General features: G+C 64.1%; 16 protein-coding genes. 2 read left to right on the plus strand and 14 right to left on the minus strand.

Translation table 11 applies throughout. The features are described 5' to 3' along the window. Position 1: 1 nt before the first annotated feature. The 10 genes from Q0Y42_RS04665 to Q0Y42_RS04710 form a co-directional block, all read right to left on the minus strand. On the minus strand, positions 2 to 1414 hold the full coding sequence (locus tag Q0Y42_RS04665; RefSeq protein WP_297800714.1) for an alginate export family protein: 1413 nt from the start codon (positions 1412 to 1414) through the stop codon (positions 2 to 4). Positions 1415 to 1507: 93 nt separating this feature from the next. Beyond that, the gene (locus Q0Y42_RS04670; RefSeq protein ID WP_297800717.1) at positions 1508 to 2866 is read right to left on the minus strand and encodes an MFS transporter; all 1359 of its coding nucleotides are present in this window, start codon (positions 2864 to 2866) and stop codon (positions 1508 to 1510) included. Between the two features lie 110 nt (positions 2867 to 2976). Next, positions 2977 to 3657, minus strand: a complete 681-nt coding sequence (locus Q0Y42_RS04675) for a class II aldolase/adducin family protein (RefSeq protein ID WP_297800719.1) — start codon at positions 3655 to 3657, stop codon at positions 2977 to 2979. Continuing rightward, complete coding sequence (locus tag Q0Y42_RS04680) at positions 3657 to 4511, minus strand: VOC family protein (protein ID WP_297800721.1); 855 nt, start codon at positions 4509 to 4511, stop codon at positions 3657 to 3659. Before Q0Y42_RS04680 ends, Q0Y42_RS04675 begins: the two co-directional genes overlap by 1 nt. 35 nt (positions 4512 to 4546) lie before the next feature. Continuing rightward, positions 4547 to 4741, minus strand: coding sequence for a 2-hydroxymuconate tautomerase family protein (locus tag Q0Y42_RS04685; protein WP_297800722.1), 195 nt, complete (start codon positions 4739 to 4741; stop codon positions 4547 to 4549). 3 nt (positions 4742 to 4744) lie between these two features. Continuing rightward, positions 4745 to 5521, minus strand: coding sequence for a fumarylacetoacetate hydrolase family protein (locus Q0Y42_RS04690; protein WP_297800724.1), 777 nt, complete (start codon positions 5519 to 5521; stop codon positions 4745 to 4747). Continuing rightward, complete coding sequence (locus tag Q0Y42_RS04695) at positions 5518 to 6321, minus strand: fumarylacetoacetate hydrolase family protein (protein ID WP_297800727.1); 804 nt, start codon at positions 6319 to 6321, stop codon at positions 5518 to 5520. The genes Q0Y42_RS04690 and Q0Y42_RS04695 overlap by 4 nt, the downstream gene beginning before the upstream one ends. Further along, a complete protein-coding gene (locus Q0Y42_RS04700) occupies positions 6302 to 7798 on the minus strand; it encodes a 2-hydroxymuconic semialdehyde dehydrogenase (RefSeq protein ID WP_297800730.1) in 1497 nt (498 codons plus the stop codon). Before Q0Y42_RS04700 ends, Q0Y42_RS04695 begins: the two co-directional genes overlap by 20 nt. Positions 7799 to 7800: 2 nt before the next feature. Further along, positions 7801 to 8835 carry a 4-hydroxy-2-oxovalerate aldolase gene (gene dmpG, locus Q0Y42_RS04705; RefSeq protein ID WP_297800732.1) on the minus strand — a complete coding sequence of 345 codons (1035 nt, stop codon included), beginning with the start codon at positions 8833 to 8835 and terminating at the stop codon, positions 7801 to 7803. 8 nt (positions 8836 to 8843) lie between these two features. Next, a complete protein-coding gene (locus Q0Y42_RS04710; RefSeq protein ID WP_297800734.1) occupies positions 8844 to 9791 on the minus strand; it encodes an acetaldehyde dehydrogenase (acetylating) in 948 nt (315 codons plus the stop codon). Positions 9792 to 9933: 142 nt separating this feature from the next. Here Q0Y42_RS04710 and Q0Y42_RS04715 point away from each other — a divergent pair, with 142 nt between their 5' ends. Continuing rightward, entirely contained in the window at positions 9934 to 10620 is a 687-nt protein-coding gene (locus Q0Y42_RS04715; RefSeq protein ID WP_297800736.1) for an FCD domain-containing protein, read from the plus strand. Between the two features lie 15 nt (positions 10621 to 10635). Here Q0Y42_RS04715 and Q0Y42_RS04720 read toward each other — a convergent pair whose 3' ends face one another. The 4 genes from Q0Y42_RS04720 to Q0Y42_RS04735 form a co-directional block, all read right to left on the minus strand. Beyond that, positions 10636 to 12681 (minus strand): TonB-dependent receptor, encoded by a 2046-nt coding sequence (locus tag Q0Y42_RS04720; protein WP_297800738.1) that lies wholly within the window; start codon positions 12679 to 12681, stop codon positions 10636 to 10638. Positions 12682 to 12821: 140 nt separating this feature from the next. After that, positions 12822 to 13994, minus strand: coding sequence for an acetyl-CoA C-acyltransferase (locus tag Q0Y42_RS04725; RefSeq protein ID WP_297800740.1), 1173 nt, complete (start codon positions 13992 to 13994; stop codon positions 12822 to 12824). A 179-nt stretch (positions 13995 to 14173) separates the two neighbouring features. Further along, positions 14174 to 15034 (minus strand): Ku protein, encoded by an 861-nt coding sequence (locus tag Q0Y42_RS04730; RefSeq protein WP_297800742.1) that lies wholly within the window; start codon positions 15032 to 15034, stop codon positions 14174 to 14176. A 72-nt stretch (positions 15035 to 15106) separates the two neighbouring features. Then, positions 15107 to 15340 carry a DUF5961 family protein gene (locus tag Q0Y42_RS04735; RefSeq protein WP_297800744.1) on the minus strand — a complete coding sequence of 78 codons (234 nt, stop codon included), beginning with the start codon at positions 15338 to 15340 and terminating at the stop codon, positions 15107 to 15109. Between the two features lie 119 nt (positions 15341 to 15459). Between Q0Y42_RS04735 and ligD the strand changes: the two genes are divergently transcribed. Next, positions 15460 to 17910 (plus strand): DNA ligase D, encoded by a 2451-nt coding sequence (gene ligD / locus Q0Y42_RS04740; protein WP_297800746.1) that lies wholly within the window; start codon positions 15460 to 15462, stop codon positions 17908 to 17910. Positions 17911 to 17913 lie beyond the last annotated feature (3 nt).

Genomic DNA, 17913 nt, shown 5'->3' on the forward strand with positions numbered 1-17913 from the left:
CTTAGAACTTCGCCGTGATCCATGCCCCGACATAGGACTGATCGTCCGAGGTGCCGGTTTCCTTCAGGAAGTCCCCTGCCGTGGTGTGGTTGACCACACCCGTCACGCTGAGATGCGGGTTGATCACGCGGGTGACAAAGGCCGCATTGCGCCAGCCGACGTAGGAAGAAGTGCCTTCCACGCCCGAGCGGATCGGCATCCCCGAAAGGGCATAGACGCCGTCCTGATCGCTCTGACGCCACAGGCCCGCGGTCATCAGGCCGACCGTGGTCTTGGGGTTCGGCTTGAAGGTCAGTTGCGGCTGGATCGTCACAAGGTTGCTGACGCCGAAATCGGTCCGCATGGAGATCGGCGGCTGGTTCAGCTGGTTATAGGTGTTCAGCTTGCCGTCGTTGCGGTTCTTGTCGCCCGAGGCAGCGTCCAGACGCACGGCCAGACGCGGCGACCACGCATGGTCAAACGTATAGCCCGCCGTGGCCGAGACGTACCACGCCTCGATATCCAGACCGCGGAAGTCACCACGCTGGATCACGCCCTCGACGTCATAGTCCCAAGCCTGCTGGCGGCCATCCAGACGCACCGAGACGGTGTGACGGTCATCGCGTCCGGCAAGGCCGGTGTCGAAAGCCACGCCCATACGGTCGGTGTTGGCGTACAGCAGCTCCAGCTTGGGTGCGGTTGCCCCCTCGCCCAGCTTGCGTGCCGCGTGAACACCGAACAGGCGATAGTCATAATTGGTGCGGTTATCGAACGAGGTCTTGGCCTCGCGGATGCCATAGCCCGCAAAAGCGCCGCCCGACCAACCGTTCGGATTGTCATAGATCACACGCGCCAGATCCAGTGCGACGCGGGCATTGCCCCCTTCGCGCGGTTCGAACAGGCGCATGGAGCCGATGCCGAACTCCTGACGGCCGACGCGCACTCGGGTGCGGCCACCGGCAATCTTGCCTTCCACCTCGACGAAGGCCTGATGGAAGTCGGTGCGGTTTTCCTCGGTGATGGTTTCGCCGCTGTCGAGGTCGTGCGAGCGACCGTCCTGCAGTTCGACGAAGGCGCGCACATTGCTGTTCAGGTGCAGGTCACCCCACAGGCGCAGACGCTGTTGCAGCAGACCGTCATCATCCTGTGCACCACGACCGAAACGCTCGTTGCCACGGTATTCGGCACGCCAGCGGCCCTCCCCGCCAAGGCTCAGCCAAGCGTCGCCCGCGATGGGGATGTATTTCAACTTGGACCAGGTGGTCGTGCGGCTGGCCGGATCGGCAAAGCGGCTCCAGTCGTCCTCGACATTGAGCGGTTTGAAAGCGACGGGCGCAGCCGCCGGAGCGGGAGCTGCCGTGGTGGCAGCGGTCGTGGCAACAGCCGGAGATGCGGACAGCAGCAAGGCTGCGGCCGCCGTAGTGGAAAGCAGCATGAATTCCTCCATGTCGCCCGTTGGATCGGGCTTTGATGTCTTGAATAAAAAAGCCGCCTCCGACGGATCGGAGGCGGCAGGGGTCTCGGGGAGTTAGCCTTGAGACTGAACCAGACGGGCTTCGGCGCGACGCGAGCCCCAGATGTGCGCACCGATGACGGCGGCTGCGATCACAGCCGGAATGGCCAGCGATGCGAGGATGGTGGCGAAGCTCCAGCCCAGTTGCAGCAGGGTACCGCCGACCAGAGCGCCGGCGATGCCACCAAAGCGACCGATGCCCAGCGTCCACGCCACGCCCGAGGCACGGCCTTCGGTCGGGTAGAATTTGGCGGCGATCGCCGGAACGGTAGCCTGTGCACCCGAGAGCAGGAAGCCCAGCACCAGAATACCCGTCGCCAGCAGGCCGATGTTGCCCAGCCAGTGCGAGAAGATGAAGATCATCACGCCCGCGATCAGATAGGTGATCGACACCACGCCGTCGTGACGCAGGCGGTCAACCAGCCATGCCACGCCGAACGCACCGACCGTGCCACCGATGTCGAACAGGGCGGCAAGGAAGCCAGCGCGCTGGATGGATTCACCCGACAGGGTCACCAGCGTCGGCAGCCAGCTGCGCAGCAGGAAGATGACCAGCAGACCGAAGAAATAGGTCGCCCACAGCGCCATGGTGCCAGCGATCAGGTCGCGGCGGAACAGCATGCGGGTACCGCCCTTCGACGACGGAACCTCGGCGGCCGAGTTGATGAAAACCGCGTTGGCCGGGATCGGACCGCGACGCTCGATGCGCGACAGCACCTTGCGGATGGTTTCGGTCGCCTGGGTCTTTTTGACGGTCAGGTACTTCAGCGATTCCGGCAGGAAGAACACCATGGCCAGAGCCAGTGCCAGAGGCGCAAGACCACCGGTGATGAAAGCGCTCTGCCAACCAAAGGCCGGAACCATAAAGCCGCCCAGCAGGCCACCGCCCGCCGAACCCAGTGTAAAGCCCGAGAACAGCACAGCCACCATCACCGAGCGGCGACGGTTAGGCGCATATTCAGCCATCAGGGTGGCCGCGTTCGACATCGCCGCGCCCAGACCGAGGCCCGTCACGAGACGCAGCCAGGTCAGCATCGGGATCGAGGTTGCCATGGCCGAAACCAACGTAAAGACGCCGAACACCAGCACCGAGGCGATCAGAACCCAGCGGCGGCCGAAACGGTCGGCCAGCGGACCGGCCGCCAGCGCACCGAAGGCCACGCCGAACAGCACCGAAGCCAGGACCGGCTTCATGGCGGCGGGTTCAAAACCCCATTCCTTGGACAGAACAGGCGCGACGAAGGCGGCGACTGCGGTGTCGTAGCCATCGAGGAACATGATCAGGAAACAGATGGCCAGAACGCCCCACTGAACGGGCGCGATCTTGTTATTGTCGAGGACGTCTTGGACGTCGACTTTTGGCAATGTCGTCACGACACTGACCTCCCTTTTTATATTACTTTGAAGCGACTGCTCTTTGCGGCAGTCGTCATTGTCCCCATCGGTCGGCAGCACAGGCCGCCGACCGCCCGAAAGGTGCGTCCCTATTGCGCCTCAGCCTCCGGATCACCGGCGGTCAGAAACTCCCACATGCGTTCGAAAATCCGTCCGGCGTCGGTGGCGCGCTTGGCGCAGTCCTCGGCCGAGATGACAGGGCCTTCGCCGCCGCACGAACGCACAGCCAGCTCCACGCGGGCCGCATCCTCGAGATACCAGGTCAGGCCCACGGCCTTCTCCAGCGTCTCGGCAGCGACCACGGCGCCGTTGCCACGCATGACAATGGCCGAGGCCTTGCCCATTTGCGCGACCATCTGGCGGGCCTGCTCGTCCGAGCGCAGCAGCTGGATATCGTCCCACAGCGGCGGCTGCGGCGCGAAATAGGTGCCAAAGCCGTGACGCGGCAGAGGCGTCGCCCCCAGCGTCGCCAGCGCCATCACCGACGGCGGCATGGTGCGGCACACGCCGCCGATTTCCGGGCGCGTGGCATAGATCTGCTGGTGGATGCGGACTTCGCCCAGAACGCCTTCGGGCAGTTCACCGCGAACCGGAACGACCGTGCCCGCCTCGCCCACGCGGACCAGTCCCATCGGACGGGCCGCACAGACGAGGAAATGATCCTCGTCCAGACGGGTGCTGCAGTGGCCATAGGCGTGGGCCAGATTGGCGCGACCAATGGCACGCGCCGCCATGCGCACGAGGACCTGGGTCTGTTCAGAAACGATCATCACTTGAACTCGGCGATGTCCGGCTTCGCGCCCCACATGCAGAAGCCTTCCGGCACGGCGGGGAACTGGCGCGGACGATGGTTTTCTTCGTCCGTGATGTGCGAAACGCCGGTCGAGTATTCATAAACCATGCCGTCCGGTCCCTCGAAATAGAGGAACATGGCACCCGAGGTCGGGTGACGGCCCGGGCCGAACTGGATGCGGACCTGACGGTCCTGCAGGAAGTACCAGGAGCGCATGATGTCATCGATGCTGGCAACCTGGTGGTTGATATGCTGCACGCCCTTACGCTGGGTCGGGAACAGCGCGATCTTGTGGTGCACCTCGTCGATACGCAGCAGCGGCGAGTTTCCGATGTAGTCGCTGACGCGGGCATTGAAGATGTTGGTCCAGAAGACCTCGTCGCGGGCCGGATTGGAGCTGCACAAACCAACGTGGCTGAAGCCGGTGATGCCTGCATCGCGCGACGGGAAATAGCGCCAGCCGCTGACTTCGGGACGGACGACCAGCTCGACCTTGTTGCCGTTCGGGTCGAACAGCGAGGCGAGACCCTTGACGCGGCGGCGCTCCATCTCCTCGACGGTGCCGAGGGTTATGGCATGGCCCGCCTCTTCCAGAGCTGCGCAGGCCTTGTCGAGAGCGGACTGGGTCGCGACCTCGAAAGCGACAGTATGGTCGGTCGGATCACCCTCGAAATAGCACAGGGTGTGCTCGCGGTTGTCGGAACGGAAATAGACTTCGTTCCCCTCGCGGCGCCCGACCTGAAGGCCGAGAATCTCGGTGGCGTAGCGTTCGGCTTCGGCCAGATTACCCGTGCCCAGACGGACATAGGTGATGTCTTCGAGATCGATCATAGTCCTGTTACTCCCCACTAAGACGCCGACTGTTTTCAGTCTTGCGCCGGTTGTCCCTTCGGCACGCCGCCCACGGACCAGTGGAAGGCAGGAACTTCATTGATGATGACGCGCACGGAACCGAGCGGCGCATCCAGCGTGCGCGACAGGGCCTCGGCCACTTCGCGCATCGCAGCCGCCCGCTGTTCAGCGGAGCGGCCTTCGATGATGGTGATTTGGGCGACGGGCACCGATCAGTCCTTCACGAACAGATCGACGCGGCCTAGGCCTTGGGTGTCGAGGCGCACGTGGCGCTTGCCCGCCAGAGCCACAGCGGCGGTTGCGCCACCGGCCAGAACGATGTCACCGGCCTGCAGCGGCTCACCGGCGTCGGCGGCCACGCGGGCGGCGGCGACCAGCGAACGCCACGGATTGCCGAGGATGGCGGCGGTCGAGCCGATTTCAGCCGGTTGGCCGTCCACGGTCATCACCATGCCGAGGTTCGACACGTCGGTGTCAGGCGAGGCCCAGTCACCGATGACAAAGCCCGACGACGACGAGTTGTCGGCGACAACGTCCGTCAGCGAGAATTTGAAGTTCTCATAGCGGCTGTCGATGATCTCGATGGCCGGAGCCAGAGCTTCAACAGCGGTGCGGGCTTCCATCAGCGACACGTCGCGCGGCAGCGGCTTGTTTAGCAGGAAGGCGATTTCCGGCTCGACGCGGGCGTGGACGTATTTGGCGCGGCTGACCTCGCCATTCTCTTCCACGCGCATGGCGTCGGTCAGACGGCCCCAGATCATGTCGTGGACGCCCATCTGCACCATCTTGGCGCGGCTGGTGAAGCCCATCTTGATACCGACGCGCTTCTCGCCGCGCTGATAGCGCAGGCCCAGCGACATCTTCTGGACGATGTAGGCATCTTCCAGCGACAGCGGCTCGGTCAGCTGCGGCGTCGCGGTTGCGGTGCGGGCAGCATTGTCCAGACGGGTGGCGATAGCGCCGAGGTCGATCATGTTCTCTTCGGTCACAGCTTGGCTCCCGAGTTGAAGGAAGCGCGGACGGTGCCGACGCCGTTGATACGGGCCTCATAGGTGTGGCCCGGCTTGACGTTGACCATCGGGCCAAGCGCGCCCGACAGGACCACGTCGCCAGCGCGAAGCGGTTGACCCAGTTCGACCATGCGGCGGGCGAGCCAGCGCAGGGCGTTCAGCGGGTGGCCCATGCACGCGGCACCGGCACCGAACGACACCGGATCGCCATTGGCTTCCATCACCATACCGGCCAGCGTCAGGTCGGTTTCGCCCAGCAGACGCGGGGTCGCGCCCAGCACGAACAGGCCTGCCGAGGCGTTGTCGGCGATGGTGTCGACGATGCTGATCTGCCAGTCAGCCACGCGGCTGTCGGCGATTTCCAGTGCCGGAACCATGTAGTCGATGGAGCTGATGACCTCGTGCAGGGCGGGCTGCTCTTGGGTCAGGTCCATGCCCAGAACAAAGGCCACTTCGGCCTCGATCTTGGGGGCGACCAGGGTTTCGAGGGCGATCAGCTCGCCCTCGTCACGGTTCATGTCGGCGAACAGAACGCCATAGTCCGGCTCGGACACACCCAGCTGGGTCTGAACGGCACGCGAGGTCAGGCCGATCTTGCGGCCGACGATGCGGCGGCCATCGGCCAGATCCATGGCGGTGACAGCGTCCTGAACGGCATAGGCCGAGGCGATATCGCCCAGACGGTCTTTCACCGGAGCGATCGACTTGGCGTCGATACGGGCTTGGCGCAGTTCTTCAGCGCAGGCCTTGATCACGGCTTCAGAGCTTGATGCAGACATTACGCAGCTCCGTGTAGAATTCGAGAGAGTGGACGCCGCCTTCGCGGCCGATGCCCGAGCGCTTCGAGCCACCGAACGGGGCGCGCAGGTCACGCAGGAACCATGCGTTGACCCAGTTGGTGCCCGCTTCCAGTTGCGAGGCCACGCGGTGGGCGCGCGACACGTCGTTGGTCCACGTCATCGAGGCGAGGCCGTACGGCGAGTTGTTGGCCAGAGCGACGGCCTCTTCCTCGTCGTCGAACGGACGGATATGGGCGCACGGGCCAAAGATTTCTTCGGTCACGCACTTGGCGTCGTCTGCCAGACCCGTCCACAGGGTCGGCTGGATCCACGAACCACCGGCCAGAGCCTCGTCCATGTCCGGAATGCCGCCACCGGTGATGGTCTCAGCACCCTGCTGACGGGCGGCTTCATAGTAGGACAGCACCTTATTGCGGTGCTCCTGGCTGATGAGCGGGCCAAGCGTGGTCGACTTGTCCCACGGATCGCCAACCTTCAGAGCCTCGGCCTTGGCCTTCAGACCTGCGACGAACTGGTCGAAGATCGGGCGCTGGACGTACAGGCGCTCGGTCTGCAGGCAGACCTGACCGGCATTGGCGAAGACCGAACGGGCGGTCGTCTCGATGGCGGCTTCGATGTTGCAGTCGGCGAAGATCAGGCCGGCGTTCTTGCCGCCCAGTTCGAACGAGACCGGACGCACGCCGCGAGCGGCGGCGCGCATGATGGCCTCACCCGTGCCGGTTTCGCCGGTGAAGGTCACACCGTCGACGTCCGGGTGGTTGGTCAGGAACTCGCCGGTCGAGGCACCGCCGAAGCCGTTGACGACGTTGTACACGCCATCCGGCACGCCGGCGTCGCGCATCACTTCGCCCAGCAGCAGAGCCGTGCTCGGGGTTTCTTCCGACGGCTTCACAACCACGGTGTTGCCGCAGGCCAGAGCCGGAGCGACCTTCCAGGTCATCAGCAGCAGCGGCAGGTTCCACGGGCAGACCACGGCGATCACGCCCAGCGGGGCGCGGATCGAATAGTTGATCGCCTTGCCACCGTCCGGGGTGGTCATGGTGGTGCTTTCGTTGGCGTGCTTCATCACGTCGGCGAAGACGCGGAAGTTGGCCGCACCGCGCGGGATGTCGAGGTGCGAAGCCAGCGACACCGGCTTGCCCGTGTCGCGCATTTCGGCGGCGAGGAAGTCGTCGAAGCGGGCTTCGATGCCAGCGGCCACGCGGCGCATGATCTCAGCGCGCTGGTCGTCGGACATCAGACGCCATTGGCCGCGGCCCGCCTTGCGGGCGGCTTGGACGGCACGATCCACCATCGCCTCGTCGGCGACTTCGATCTGGGCGATGACCTCGCCGTTGGCGGGGTTGATATTGTCATAGACGGCCGCGCCAGGGGCTTCGACATACTGGCCGTCGATGAAGGCGATGCCGCGAGAATACGCCGCGCCAGCGCCGAAGGGGGAAGTCTTACTGGTCATAGTTACTGAGCCATATTCTGAGTGGATGCCTTGGCGGCGGCAAGATCGAGCGCGACATCGACGATCATATCTTCTTGACCACCCACCATGCGGCGGCGGCCCAGTTCGATCAGGATGGCGCGGGTATCGAGGCCGAACTCCTCGGCGGCACGCTCGGCGTGACGCAGGAAGGACGAATAGACACCGGCATAGCCGAGGCTGAGGGTTTCGCGGTCAACGCGGACGGGGCGGTCCTGAAGCGGGCGCACCAGATCTTCGGCGGCGTCCATCAGGGCGAACAGATCGCAGCCGTGATCCCAGCCATATTGGTCGGCGGCGGCGATGAAGACTTCCAGCGGGGCGTTACCGGCACCGGCACCCATGCCCGTCAGGCTGGCGTCAACGCGGGTCGCGCCATGCTGGACAGCAGCGATGGAGTTGGCGACGCCCAGCGACAGGTTGTGGTGGGCGTGGACGCCACGCTCGGTTTCCGGCTTCAGAACGCGGTCATAGGCGTCCAGACGGGCGGCGATGTCGTCCATGGTCATGGCACCGCCCGAGTCGGTGACATAGACGCAGTTCGCGCCATAGGATTCCATCAGCAGAGCCTGCTCGGCCAGTTTTTCCGGCGCGTTCATGTGGCTCATCATCAGGAAGCCCGACACATCCATGCCCAGCTCGCGGGCATATTCGATATGCTGCTTGGAGACGTCGGCCTCGGTGCAGTGGGTGGCCACGCGAACCGAACGCACGCCCAGATCATAGGCCTGCTTCAGGTCATGGATGGTGCCGATACCCGGCAGCAGCAGGGTAGTCAGAACCGACTTGGTCAGGACGTCGGCAGCGGCCTCGATCCATTCCCAATCGGTGTGGGCCCCAAAGCCATAGTTAAACGACGAGCCCGACAGGCCGTCGCCGTGAGCGACTTCGATGGCGTGGACACCGGCAGCGTCCAGAGCCTTGGCGATCTTCTGGACGTGGTCCAGACCGTACTGGTGACGGATGGCGTGCATGCCGTCGCGCAGGGTCACGTCTTGAATATAAAGCTTCTTGGTCATGTCCGGGCTCAGGCTGCGGCCTTGGCGGCGCGCTTTTCGACGATGCGCTCGGCGGTACGCAGCGCAGCGGAAGTCATGATGTCGAGGTTACCGGCGTAGGACGGCAGGTAGTGGGCGGCACCCTCGACCTCGAGGAAGACGGTGACCTTCAGGCCCGACGCCTTTTCATTGCTGCCCGGAATGCGGACCGGCGCATCGGCAGGAATGGTGTCGAACTGCACCTTCTGCTTCATGCGATAGCCCGGAACATAGGACTGCACTTCCTTGACCATTTCGGCGATCGAGGCCTCGATGGCGTCGGTGTCTGCCGGATCGGCGAGGCAGTAGACGGTGTCGCGCATGATCAGCGGCGGCTCTGCCGGATTCAGCACGATGATGGCCTTGCCCTGCTCGGCACCACCGACCTGCACGATGGCGGCGCTGGTCGTCTCGGTGAACTCGTCGATGTTGGCGCGGGTGCCCGGGCCAGCCGAGCGCGAGGAGATGGAAGCGACGATCTCGGCATAGCGCACGCGGGTCACGCGGCTGACGGCAGCCACCATCGGGATGGTCGCCTGACCACCGCAGGTCACCATGTTCAGGTTCTGCTGGTCGAGGTTGGCCTCACCGTTCACCGGCGGCACCACATAGGGGCCGATGGCAGCGGGTGTCAGGTCGATCACGGTCTTGCCGTGAGCGCTCAGAATTTCGTTGTGGCGCTTGTGCGCGCCCGCCGAGGTCGCATCGAACACGATCTCGATGTCCTTGAAGCCTTCCATGGCCACCAGACCATCGATGCCGCCCGCGGTGATCGGCACGCCCATGCGCTCTGCGCGCTTCAGGCCGTCCGATTCAGGGTCGATACCGACGAATGCGCCCATTTCGAGCGTCTTGGACAGGCGCAGGATCTTGATCATCAGATCCGTGCCGATATTGCCCGAGCCGATAATGGCTACACGGGTACGAGGTGTACTCACGCCCTCTCCTCCCAAGAGTATTGACGGAATGGCCAAAGCCCGCTTGGACAGAAGCACAAATCGTCTGCGGTTTCGCTTTTTGTCGATAAAACTGTAAATCGTCGATTTTAACTGTCAACCCCGATACAAGGGCCGTTCATCGATGAACGTTGTGCAAACTGTTGAGCTGACCGACACCGAAAGAGCGTTCAACGCCCTGCGGCGCGCGATCCTGCACGGCGATCATGCGCCCGGTGAAAAGCTGAAAATGGAGGAGTTGAAGGCCCGCTACGGCCTCGGGGCCAGCCCTCTGCGCGAGGCCCTGGCGCGCCTGACCAGCGAGCGTCTGGTGGCGTTCAACGGGGGGCGCGGCTTCCGCGTCACCGGCGTTTCGGTCGAGGATCTTCAGGAAATCGCCGCCGTCCGCAAACTGCTGGAAGGGGCGGCCCTGCGGGAATCAATCGCCCGTGGCGGTGATGAATGGGAGGCGGGAATCGTCGCCGCGTTCCACCGTCTGGGCGTGGCGGAAAAGCGCGTACTGGAAGACTCCAGCGCCATGGACGAATGCGAGGCCCGCAACCGCGAATTCCACCAGAATCTGATGGCCGCAGCAGGTTCCGAACGCCTGATCCAGCTGGCCGAGGACATGTACGACCAGCACGAGCGCTATCGCCGCCTGTCGCGTCTGGAGCGCAGCCCCAGCCGCAATGTTCACGAAGAACACAAGGCCATCATGAACGCGGCGCTGGAACGCAATGCCGATCTCGCCGCCCGCCTCAACGACGAGCACATCGACAAGACCACCCAGCGTGTCAGCCAGATGATCGCCGAGATGGCCCATCCTGAATAGGCGACACAGCGTCCGTCAGTAGGTCAGCCGGACACCGGCCCGCCATGTGCGCGGCGCGGTGTATCCGGCAACGCCCGTGGCCGTCTCCGACGTCTCGATGTCCTCATCCATCAGGTTGTCGACGGCGACCCACAGCGCCGCATTGGGCAGCGCCTGCCATTCCGCTCGCGCATCCATCGTCCATGCGGCATCCAGCACGCGGCTGTTCAGGTCATCGTCGAAACGGTCGGATTCATAACGGCCATCGACATTGAGCTTCAGCCGCTCGGACACCTGCCAATCCAGCCCCAGCACAGCACTCCATTCCGGAGCCTGAGCGGGACGCAGGCCTGTCAACTGGGCGGCACGGGTGCCGCCATCCATTTCCGCATCCGTCCACGACACGGCCCCGCGAAGGTCCAAGCCGTCCGAAATGCGGGCCTTGGCGTTCAGCTCGATTCCCGTCGCATCGATGGTGCCCGCGTTCTGGCGCTGACGCAGCACACCGCCCGCCGGAACAAAGCCCGCCCGTGGAAAGGTACCCGGCCCCTCGGCAAGGGTCACATTGACGATGGCATTATCGATCCGGTTCCAGAACAGGCTGGCTCCAAACTCGAACCGCGCATCGGAATACGCCAGACCACCCTCAATCCCCCTCAGCGTCTCCGGCTCCAGCAAGGCATTGGCCTCGGTCAGGTCATTGCCGACACGGAAAGGGCGATGCAGTTCATTCAGGCTCGCCGGACGGAAGCCGGAATAGGCCGCGCCCCGCGCACTCCATCCCCCGCCCAGAGCCCTCCTGACAGCCAGACGCCCGCTGAACACCGTGTCCGAACGCTTGTCCTCGACTTCGTCCAGGGTCACATCGCCGGTCTGGAGATCTTCCTCAAACCGGAAGCCGTTTTCGTTGGTCCAGTGATCCAGCCGCACACCACCGGCCACCAGCCACGGGCCAGCCGCCCATGAACCATCCAGATAAAGCCCTGCCACAGAGGCCTCACCGCCCGCCTTGCGACCGCGCGTGAACTGTCCGTTCTGGAAGCGGAACAGCTCCTGCGTCTCGCTCTCGGTAAAGCGGGCATCGGCCCCCACTTCCCACTCCAGCAAGCCGCCCGCCACGCGGTCACGGCGACGCCACGCCGCATTCGCCCCCCAGCCTTCGGCGGGTGTGCGATATTGTTCGTTCGCGGGCGTCACACTGTTGCGGTCGCCCGCCACCGCGCCGGAGCTGTTGTAGAGATTGCTGATGGTCTGCCACGCCTGAAGCCGCCATCCGCCCTGCCCTTCGGACGGGTTGCGCGCGAGGGTCGCCGACAGGCTGTGGCCCGAGGCATTGGCGCGGTTGTTGCCCAAGCCGGACCCGCGGTCCTCTTCCCATTCTGCCGCACGGATCGACAGACGCACCTCATCCGTCACCCGCACATCCAGACGGCCCGACAGCGCTTGGGACGTCAAATCCATCGGCACATCCGCCGCGCCCGCATCTGGGCCGCGCACCGGCACATAGCCGTCCGTCGTCTCGTGAACGCCCGACACCGTCAACGCCATCCGCTCGCCGGAGATGGAGGCAGAGCCTGCCGCCCGCAGACTGCCGCGATCACCCACCGACATGTCCAGCACACCGCCATCGGCATCGCGTTCACGCAGTGCCACCACGCCGGTCAGCGCCCCCGCCCCATAAGGGCCCGCGCCCGATCCACGGATGACATCAATGCCCGACAGGCTCTCGGGCGCGGCCTGCGCCCAGATCACCCAGCCGCCGAACGGATCATTCAACGGCACCCCGTCCAAGGTCACCAGCGTGCGCCCTGCCCCGCTCGGCGCGATGGCCCTCAGCGAAAGCCCTTGCGTGGTCGGATTGGCCGAAAGGCTGGTGGTACGGCGAAACAGCGAGACCGCCGGAACCGACCTCAGCACCTCATCGGCCCGCACACTGGCCTCGATATCCCCCTGCCCCAGCCGCACAACAGAGAAGGCCGCCTCGGACGCCGCCGCAGGCAGCCGCGCCGCCGTGACCACCACATCCGAAACCTGAACCACTTCATCCTGAGGACGCTCAGGCAGCACGAGATAGTCAAACAACTCGGCAATCTCCACGAACCGGAACTGGCCCACCTCAATGCCAGCGCACAGAAATCATTGCTAGACGAAAGCAGGTCGCACGGCCCGACAAAAAAGCCCGGCAGAGCGATCTGCCGGGCTTTGTCCTGATCCACACGGAATCAGTAGATTTCGAACAGGCCTGCAGCGCCCATGCCGCCGCCCACGCACATGGTTACGACGCTATAGCGCGCCTTGCGACGGCGACCTTCGATCAGGATGTGGCCCACCATGCGCGAGCCGGACATGCCATAGGGGTGGCCGATGGAGATGGCACCGCCGTTGACGTTCAGCTTCTCCAGCGGAATGCCCAGAACCTTCTGGCAGTACAGCACCTGTACGGCGAAGGCTTCGTTCAGCTCCCACAGGTCGATGTCATCGACCGTCAGGCCAAAACGCTCCAGCAGCGGCGGCACGGCCTTGACCGGACCGATACCCATCTCGTCCGGCTCGACGCCCGCGACGGCCATGCCGACATAGCGGCCCAGCGGTTGCAGACCACGACGCTCGGCCTCCTTGGCCTCCATCAGCACATTGGCCGATGCGCCGTCGGACAGCTGGCTGGCGTTACCGGCAGTGACGATGCCGCCCGGAATGACTTCGCGCAGACCTTGCAGCCCTTCCAGCGTCGTCTCGGGGCGGAAGCCCTCGTCCTTGGCCAGAGTCACGTCCTTGAACGAGACCTCGCCCGTGGCCTTGTCCACCACCTTCATGCGCGAGGCCAGCGGGGCCAGTTCGTCGGCATAGGCACCGGCCTCATAGGCGGCGGCGGTGCGCTGCTGCGAGATCAGACCGTATTCGTCGCACTCGGCGCGGCTGATGCCATAGCGTTTGCCGACGATCTCGGCGGTGTTCAGCATGGCGATATAGGCGTCCGGCGCATTCTTCAGAACAGTCGGATCGGACTGGACGCGCATCTCGGGCGTCTGGACCATGGAGATGGACTCAACGCCGCCGCCGACCGTGATCTGCATCTGGTCGGTGATGATCTGCTTGGCCGCCGTGGCCACGGCCATCAGGCCCGAGGCGCATTGGCGGTCCAGCGTCATGCCCGAAACCGACACCGGAAAACCGGCAGCCAGAACGGCATTGCGCGCGATGGTGTGCTGGACGCCCTGCGGCATGGCACAGCCCAGCAGCACATCCTCGATCTCGCCGCCTTCCAGACCGGCGCGGCTGGCCGCTTCCCTCAGCGCGTGGCCCGCGAGGGTCGGCGACGGGGTGTCGTTGAACGCTCCACGATAGGCACGGCCAATGGGCGTGCGGGCGGTGGAAACGATGACTGCTTCTCTCATGATTTATCGCACCGTGACAGGGCCGGACACACCGGCTGCGGCCAGCTCTTGAGTGGCCTGTTAGAAACCGAACGCGGGTACATGTTCCTGCCCACGATCCACGACCTTGTCCCAGTTGGCAATGACCTGTTCGCCCGCATCCGCAGCGCGGCTGACCGAGAACCGGCAGCGACCTTAAATCAGCTCGCCTTGCGCGTGCGGGATTTGGTGGTTTTGGCCGCGCTGGATTTGGCGCTGGCCTTGGTCGATGCCTTGGTGGACTTCGCGGCCTTGGCGTCCAAGCTGGCGCGCAGGGCGGCCATCAGGTCGACGACATTGTCTTCCTTGGCCTCGGTCACCTTGGCGGGCTTCTTGCCCTTTTGCTTGTCGGCGATGAGGGCTTTCAGGGCGTCTTCGTAGCGGTCATTGAACTTGCTGGGATCAAACGGCCCGGCCTTCTGCTCGATGATTTTCTCGGCAATCTTGATCATGTCGGGATCGGCCTTGGCAGACGAAATGCCACCAAAAACCTCGTCGGGTTCGCGCACCTCGTCATCAGTTCTGAGCGTATAGGCCAGAATACCTTTGCCGCGCGGCTCAAGTGCCAGAAGCCGTTCACGCGTCGACATCACCACCCGCGCCAGGGCGATCTTGCCCGACTTTTCCATGGCGGTGCGGATGACCGTAAAGGCGTCCTGTCCGATCTTGCCATTGGGGGCGAGGAAATAGGGATTATCCCAATACAGGCGGTCGATATCCTTTGCCGGCACAAAGGTCTCGATATCGATCGTCTTGGTGCTCTCCAGCTTGACCGACTTGATCTCCTCGTCGGTCAGAAGGACGTACTCGCCCTTGGAGACCTCATAGCCCTTCACTAGCTCCGAGCGTGCAATCGGCCCGGTGTCCGGATCGGTTGTGACCATCTTGATCCGGTTATTGGTCTTGGGATTGATCAGGTTGAAGTGGACGTCCCCGCCGGTCGAGGTCGCCGTGTACAGGGCCACCGGACAGGTCACGAGCGACAGCTTCAGATGGCCTTGCCAACTCGGTCTGGAAACCATGGACGTACCTCTTTTGTGAACAGCCAAGCCGATCCGGCCCTTCACAAACGGCTGTTACGCCAAACGGTTCTCCTAGCCGCAGGCCTCAAGGTCGCCACTGTCGGTATCCAGCACGAAACAATGCTGGTTACCGTCCTCGATATCGGTCACCCACAGCTTCAACTCTGGCACTGGCGGCGAGGTGACAAAGTCCTCGATATAGCTGACCGCGGCAGCCTCTACAGTCGGTTCCTCGACCAGACGGGTCGGGTGTCCCGTTGCCGTGACGCGATAGCGGTTCAACTCTGAAGCTTCAGTTGCAGCCATAGCTTTCCTCCGTCCCCATTCAAACGCACAGCACGGCGTAAGGATTCACTGAGAGAACCGAATTCTGTGGATGAGGGAGCACAAAGCTTGGCTGGCCGTTAGCTACGGCGGAGGTCCTCATGCCTAATCCCCGTCTGGATACCTATCGCAAGATGCGCGACTTCTCGCGCACCGAAGAGCCGTCCGGCATCGGTGCCGAGGTCGCGCCCTCGGACCATCTGCGTTTTGTCATCCATAAGCATGATGCCAGCCGCCTTCATTTCGACCTGAGGCTGGAATGGAACGGCACCTTCCTGTCGTGGGCCGTGCCCAAGGGACCGTCGCTTGATCCCGCCGACAAGCGGCTGGCCATGGCGGTCGAGGACCACCCGCTGGATTACGGGGACTTCGAAGGCACCATCCCCAAGGGCCTGTACGGCGGCGGGACGGTGATGATCTGGGACCGTGGCCTGTGGATTCCCGAGACCGGCTTCGAGGACATCGACAAACACCTCCAGAAGGGCGAGCTGAAATTCGTCATGGAGGGCAACCGCATGCACGGCTCATGGGTGCTGGTGCGGTTGAAGCCCAAGCCCGGCGAAAAGGGCAGGCCTTGGATGCTGATCAAGCACAAGGACAAGGCGGCAAAGTCCGGCAATCGCGGCGGGCCGACCGATCGCGACAAATCGGCAGCCTCGGGCCGGACCATGGCCCAGATTGCCGCCAGTAAGCCCGCCGCGGTGGAGCCCTTCATGACCCTGCCGAGGAAAGCCGCAAAAGCGCGCCCTACCGCCACCTCTAAGGCCGCGCCCGCCCGCCGATCCAAGACTTCTGCATCGCCCCTGCCCGATTTCATCGCTCCCCAGCTGGCCGCCACAGCCAACAAACCGCCGACGGGTGATGCGTGGGCCCACGAGATCAAGTTTGACGGCTATCGCCTGCAGCTGCGCATCGCGGGGGGTGAGATCACCTTGCGCACGCGAAAGGGGCTGGATTGGACCGAGCGGTTTGCGCCCATCGCTGCCGATGCCGCATCGCTCGACGACGGCCTCTATGATGGGGAAGCCGTAGCCCTCGATAGCGAGGACAAGCCCAGCTTTGCGCTGTTACAGGCGGTGCTGGGGGGCGAAAGCGATGCGCCCCTGATCTATTACGCCTTTGACCTCCTGCATGACGGGAAGGCCGATCTGCGCGAACGCCCGCTGAAAGCCCGCAAGGAAAAGCTGGCCCAGCGCCTCGCCAAGGCGGATGGTTCGATCCGCTATGTCGACCATTTTGAGACGACGGGAACGGCCCTTCTGCAGTCGGCCTGCCGGCTTGATCTGGAAGGGATCATCTCCAAACGGCTGTCCGCCCCCTATCGGTCGGGGCGCAGCGAGGACTGGCTGAAATCGAAATGCCGACAGGGGCAGGAGGTCGTCATTGCCGGTTGGGCGACCACGGGCGATGCCTTCCGATCCCTCATTGCGGCGGTCTATCGCGAGGGCCAGCTGGAACATGTGGGCCGCATCGGCACGGGCTTCAGCCGCAAGACGGTCGAGCAGATCATGCCCCGCCTCAAGGCCATCGAGACCTCGAAAAGCCCCTTCCCCGACGGGCCGAAATCCATCGCGGGCGTGCACTGGGTCAAGCCAGTGCTGGTGGCCGAAATCGCCTTTGAAGGGTTCACAGGCACCGGCGCGATCCGTCAGGCCTCGTTCAAGGGCCTGCGCGAGGACAAGGCCGCGCGCGAAGTTGCTCTCGACACCCCTACCCCCGCTCAAAGCGCCCAAAAGCCCAAGGCCCCGGCACCCCTTCGCGGCGTGAAACTGTCCAGCCCCGACAAGGTCCTGTGGCCCGCCACCGACGACAGCCCCGCCATCACCAAGCGCGATCTGGCCGAATACTATGAGCGCGTCGGCGAGAAGATGCTGGAGCATATCCGTGGCCGCCCCTGCTCCATCATCCGCATGCCCGACGGCATCACGGGCCAGAGCTTCTTTCAGCGCCATCCCGTCAAGGGCCAGTCCCCCCTGATCGAAGCGGTCGAGATCAAGGGCGATCCCAAGCCCTATATCCGCATCGACACGGTTGAGGGGCTGATCGCCGCGGCCCAGTTCGCCGCCGTGGAAATCCACCCGTGGAACTGCGTGCCCTATCAACCCGACAAGGCCGAGCGGCTGATCTTTGACCTAGACCCCGCGCCGGATGTGCCGTTCGACGACGTCATCAAGGCCGCCAAGGAGGTGCGTGACCGTCTGACCGACCTCGGGCTTGAAAGCCATTGCAAGACAACCGGCGGCAAGGGTCTGCACGTCACCACCTATATCGAACATCTCGACATGGACTGGACCGAGGCCAAGGGTTTCGCGCGCGAGTTCGCCCGTGTCATGGCGGCAGAGGCACCGGATCGCTACCTGATCAACATGTCGAAGAAGCAGCGCGAGGGCCGCATCTTCATCGACTATCTGCGCAACGACCGCAAAGCGACGGCAGTCGCCCCCTATTCCCCGCGCGGCAGGCCGGGCGCTCCCGTCTCCATGCCAGTGAAATGGTCACAGGTCCGCAAGGGACTGGACCCTATGAAGTATCGCATCTCCACGGCCCGATAGGTG

The organism is uncultured Brevundimonas sp. (genome assembly GCF_947305955.1).
In the GTDB taxonomy this organism is placed as follows: domain Bacteria; phylum Pseudomonadota; class Alphaproteobacteria; order Caulobacterales; family Caulobacteraceae; genus Brevundimonas.

Bases quoted from the DNA above. Each gene is read 5' to 3' on its own strand.
- Q0Y42_RS04665 (WP_297800714.1), bottom strand. From the start codon at position 1,414: ATGCTGCTTTCCACTACGGCGGCCGCAGCCTTGCTGCTGTCCGCATCT.
- Q0Y42_RS04675 (WP_297800719.1), bottom strand. From the start codon at position 3,657: ATGATCGTTTCTGAACAGACCCAGGTCCTCGTGCGCATGGCGGCGCGT.
- Q0Y42_RS04680 (WP_297800721.1), bottom strand. From the start codon at position 4,511: ATGATCGATCTCGAAGACATCACCTATGTCCGTCTGGGCACGGGTAAT.
- Q0Y42_RS04695 (WP_297800727.1), bottom strand. From the start codon at position 6,321: ATGTCTGCATCAAGCTCTGAAGCCGTGATCAAGGCCTGCGCTGAAGAA.
- Q0Y42_RS04700 (WP_297800730.1), bottom strand. From the start codon at position 7,798: ATGACCAGTAAGACTTCCCCCTTCGGCGCTGGCGCGGCGTATTCTCGC.
- dmpG (WP_297800732.1), bottom strand. From the start codon at position 8,835: ATGACCAAGAAGCTTTATATTCAAGACGTGACCCTGCGCGACGGCATG.
- Q0Y42_RS04715 (WP_297800736.1), top strand. From the start codon at position 9,934: ATGAACGTTGTGCAAACTGTTGAGCTGACCGACACCGAAAGAGCGTTC.
- Q0Y42_RS04725 (WP_297800740.1), bottom strand. From the start codon at position 13,994: ATGAGAGAAGCAGTCATCGTTTCCACCGCCCGCACGCCCATTGGCCGT.
- Q0Y42_RS04730 (WP_297800742.1), bottom strand. From the start codon at position 15,034: ATGGTTTCCAGACCGAGTTGGCAAGGCCATCTGAAGCTGTCGCTCGTG.
- Q0Y42_RS04735 (WP_297800744.1), bottom strand. From the start codon at position 15,340: ATGGCTGCAACTGAAGCTTCAGAGTTGAACCGCTATCGCGTCACGGCA.
- ligD (WP_297800746.1), top strand. From the start codon at position 15,460: ATGCCTAATCCCCGTCTGGATACCTATCGCAAGATGCGCGACTTCTCG.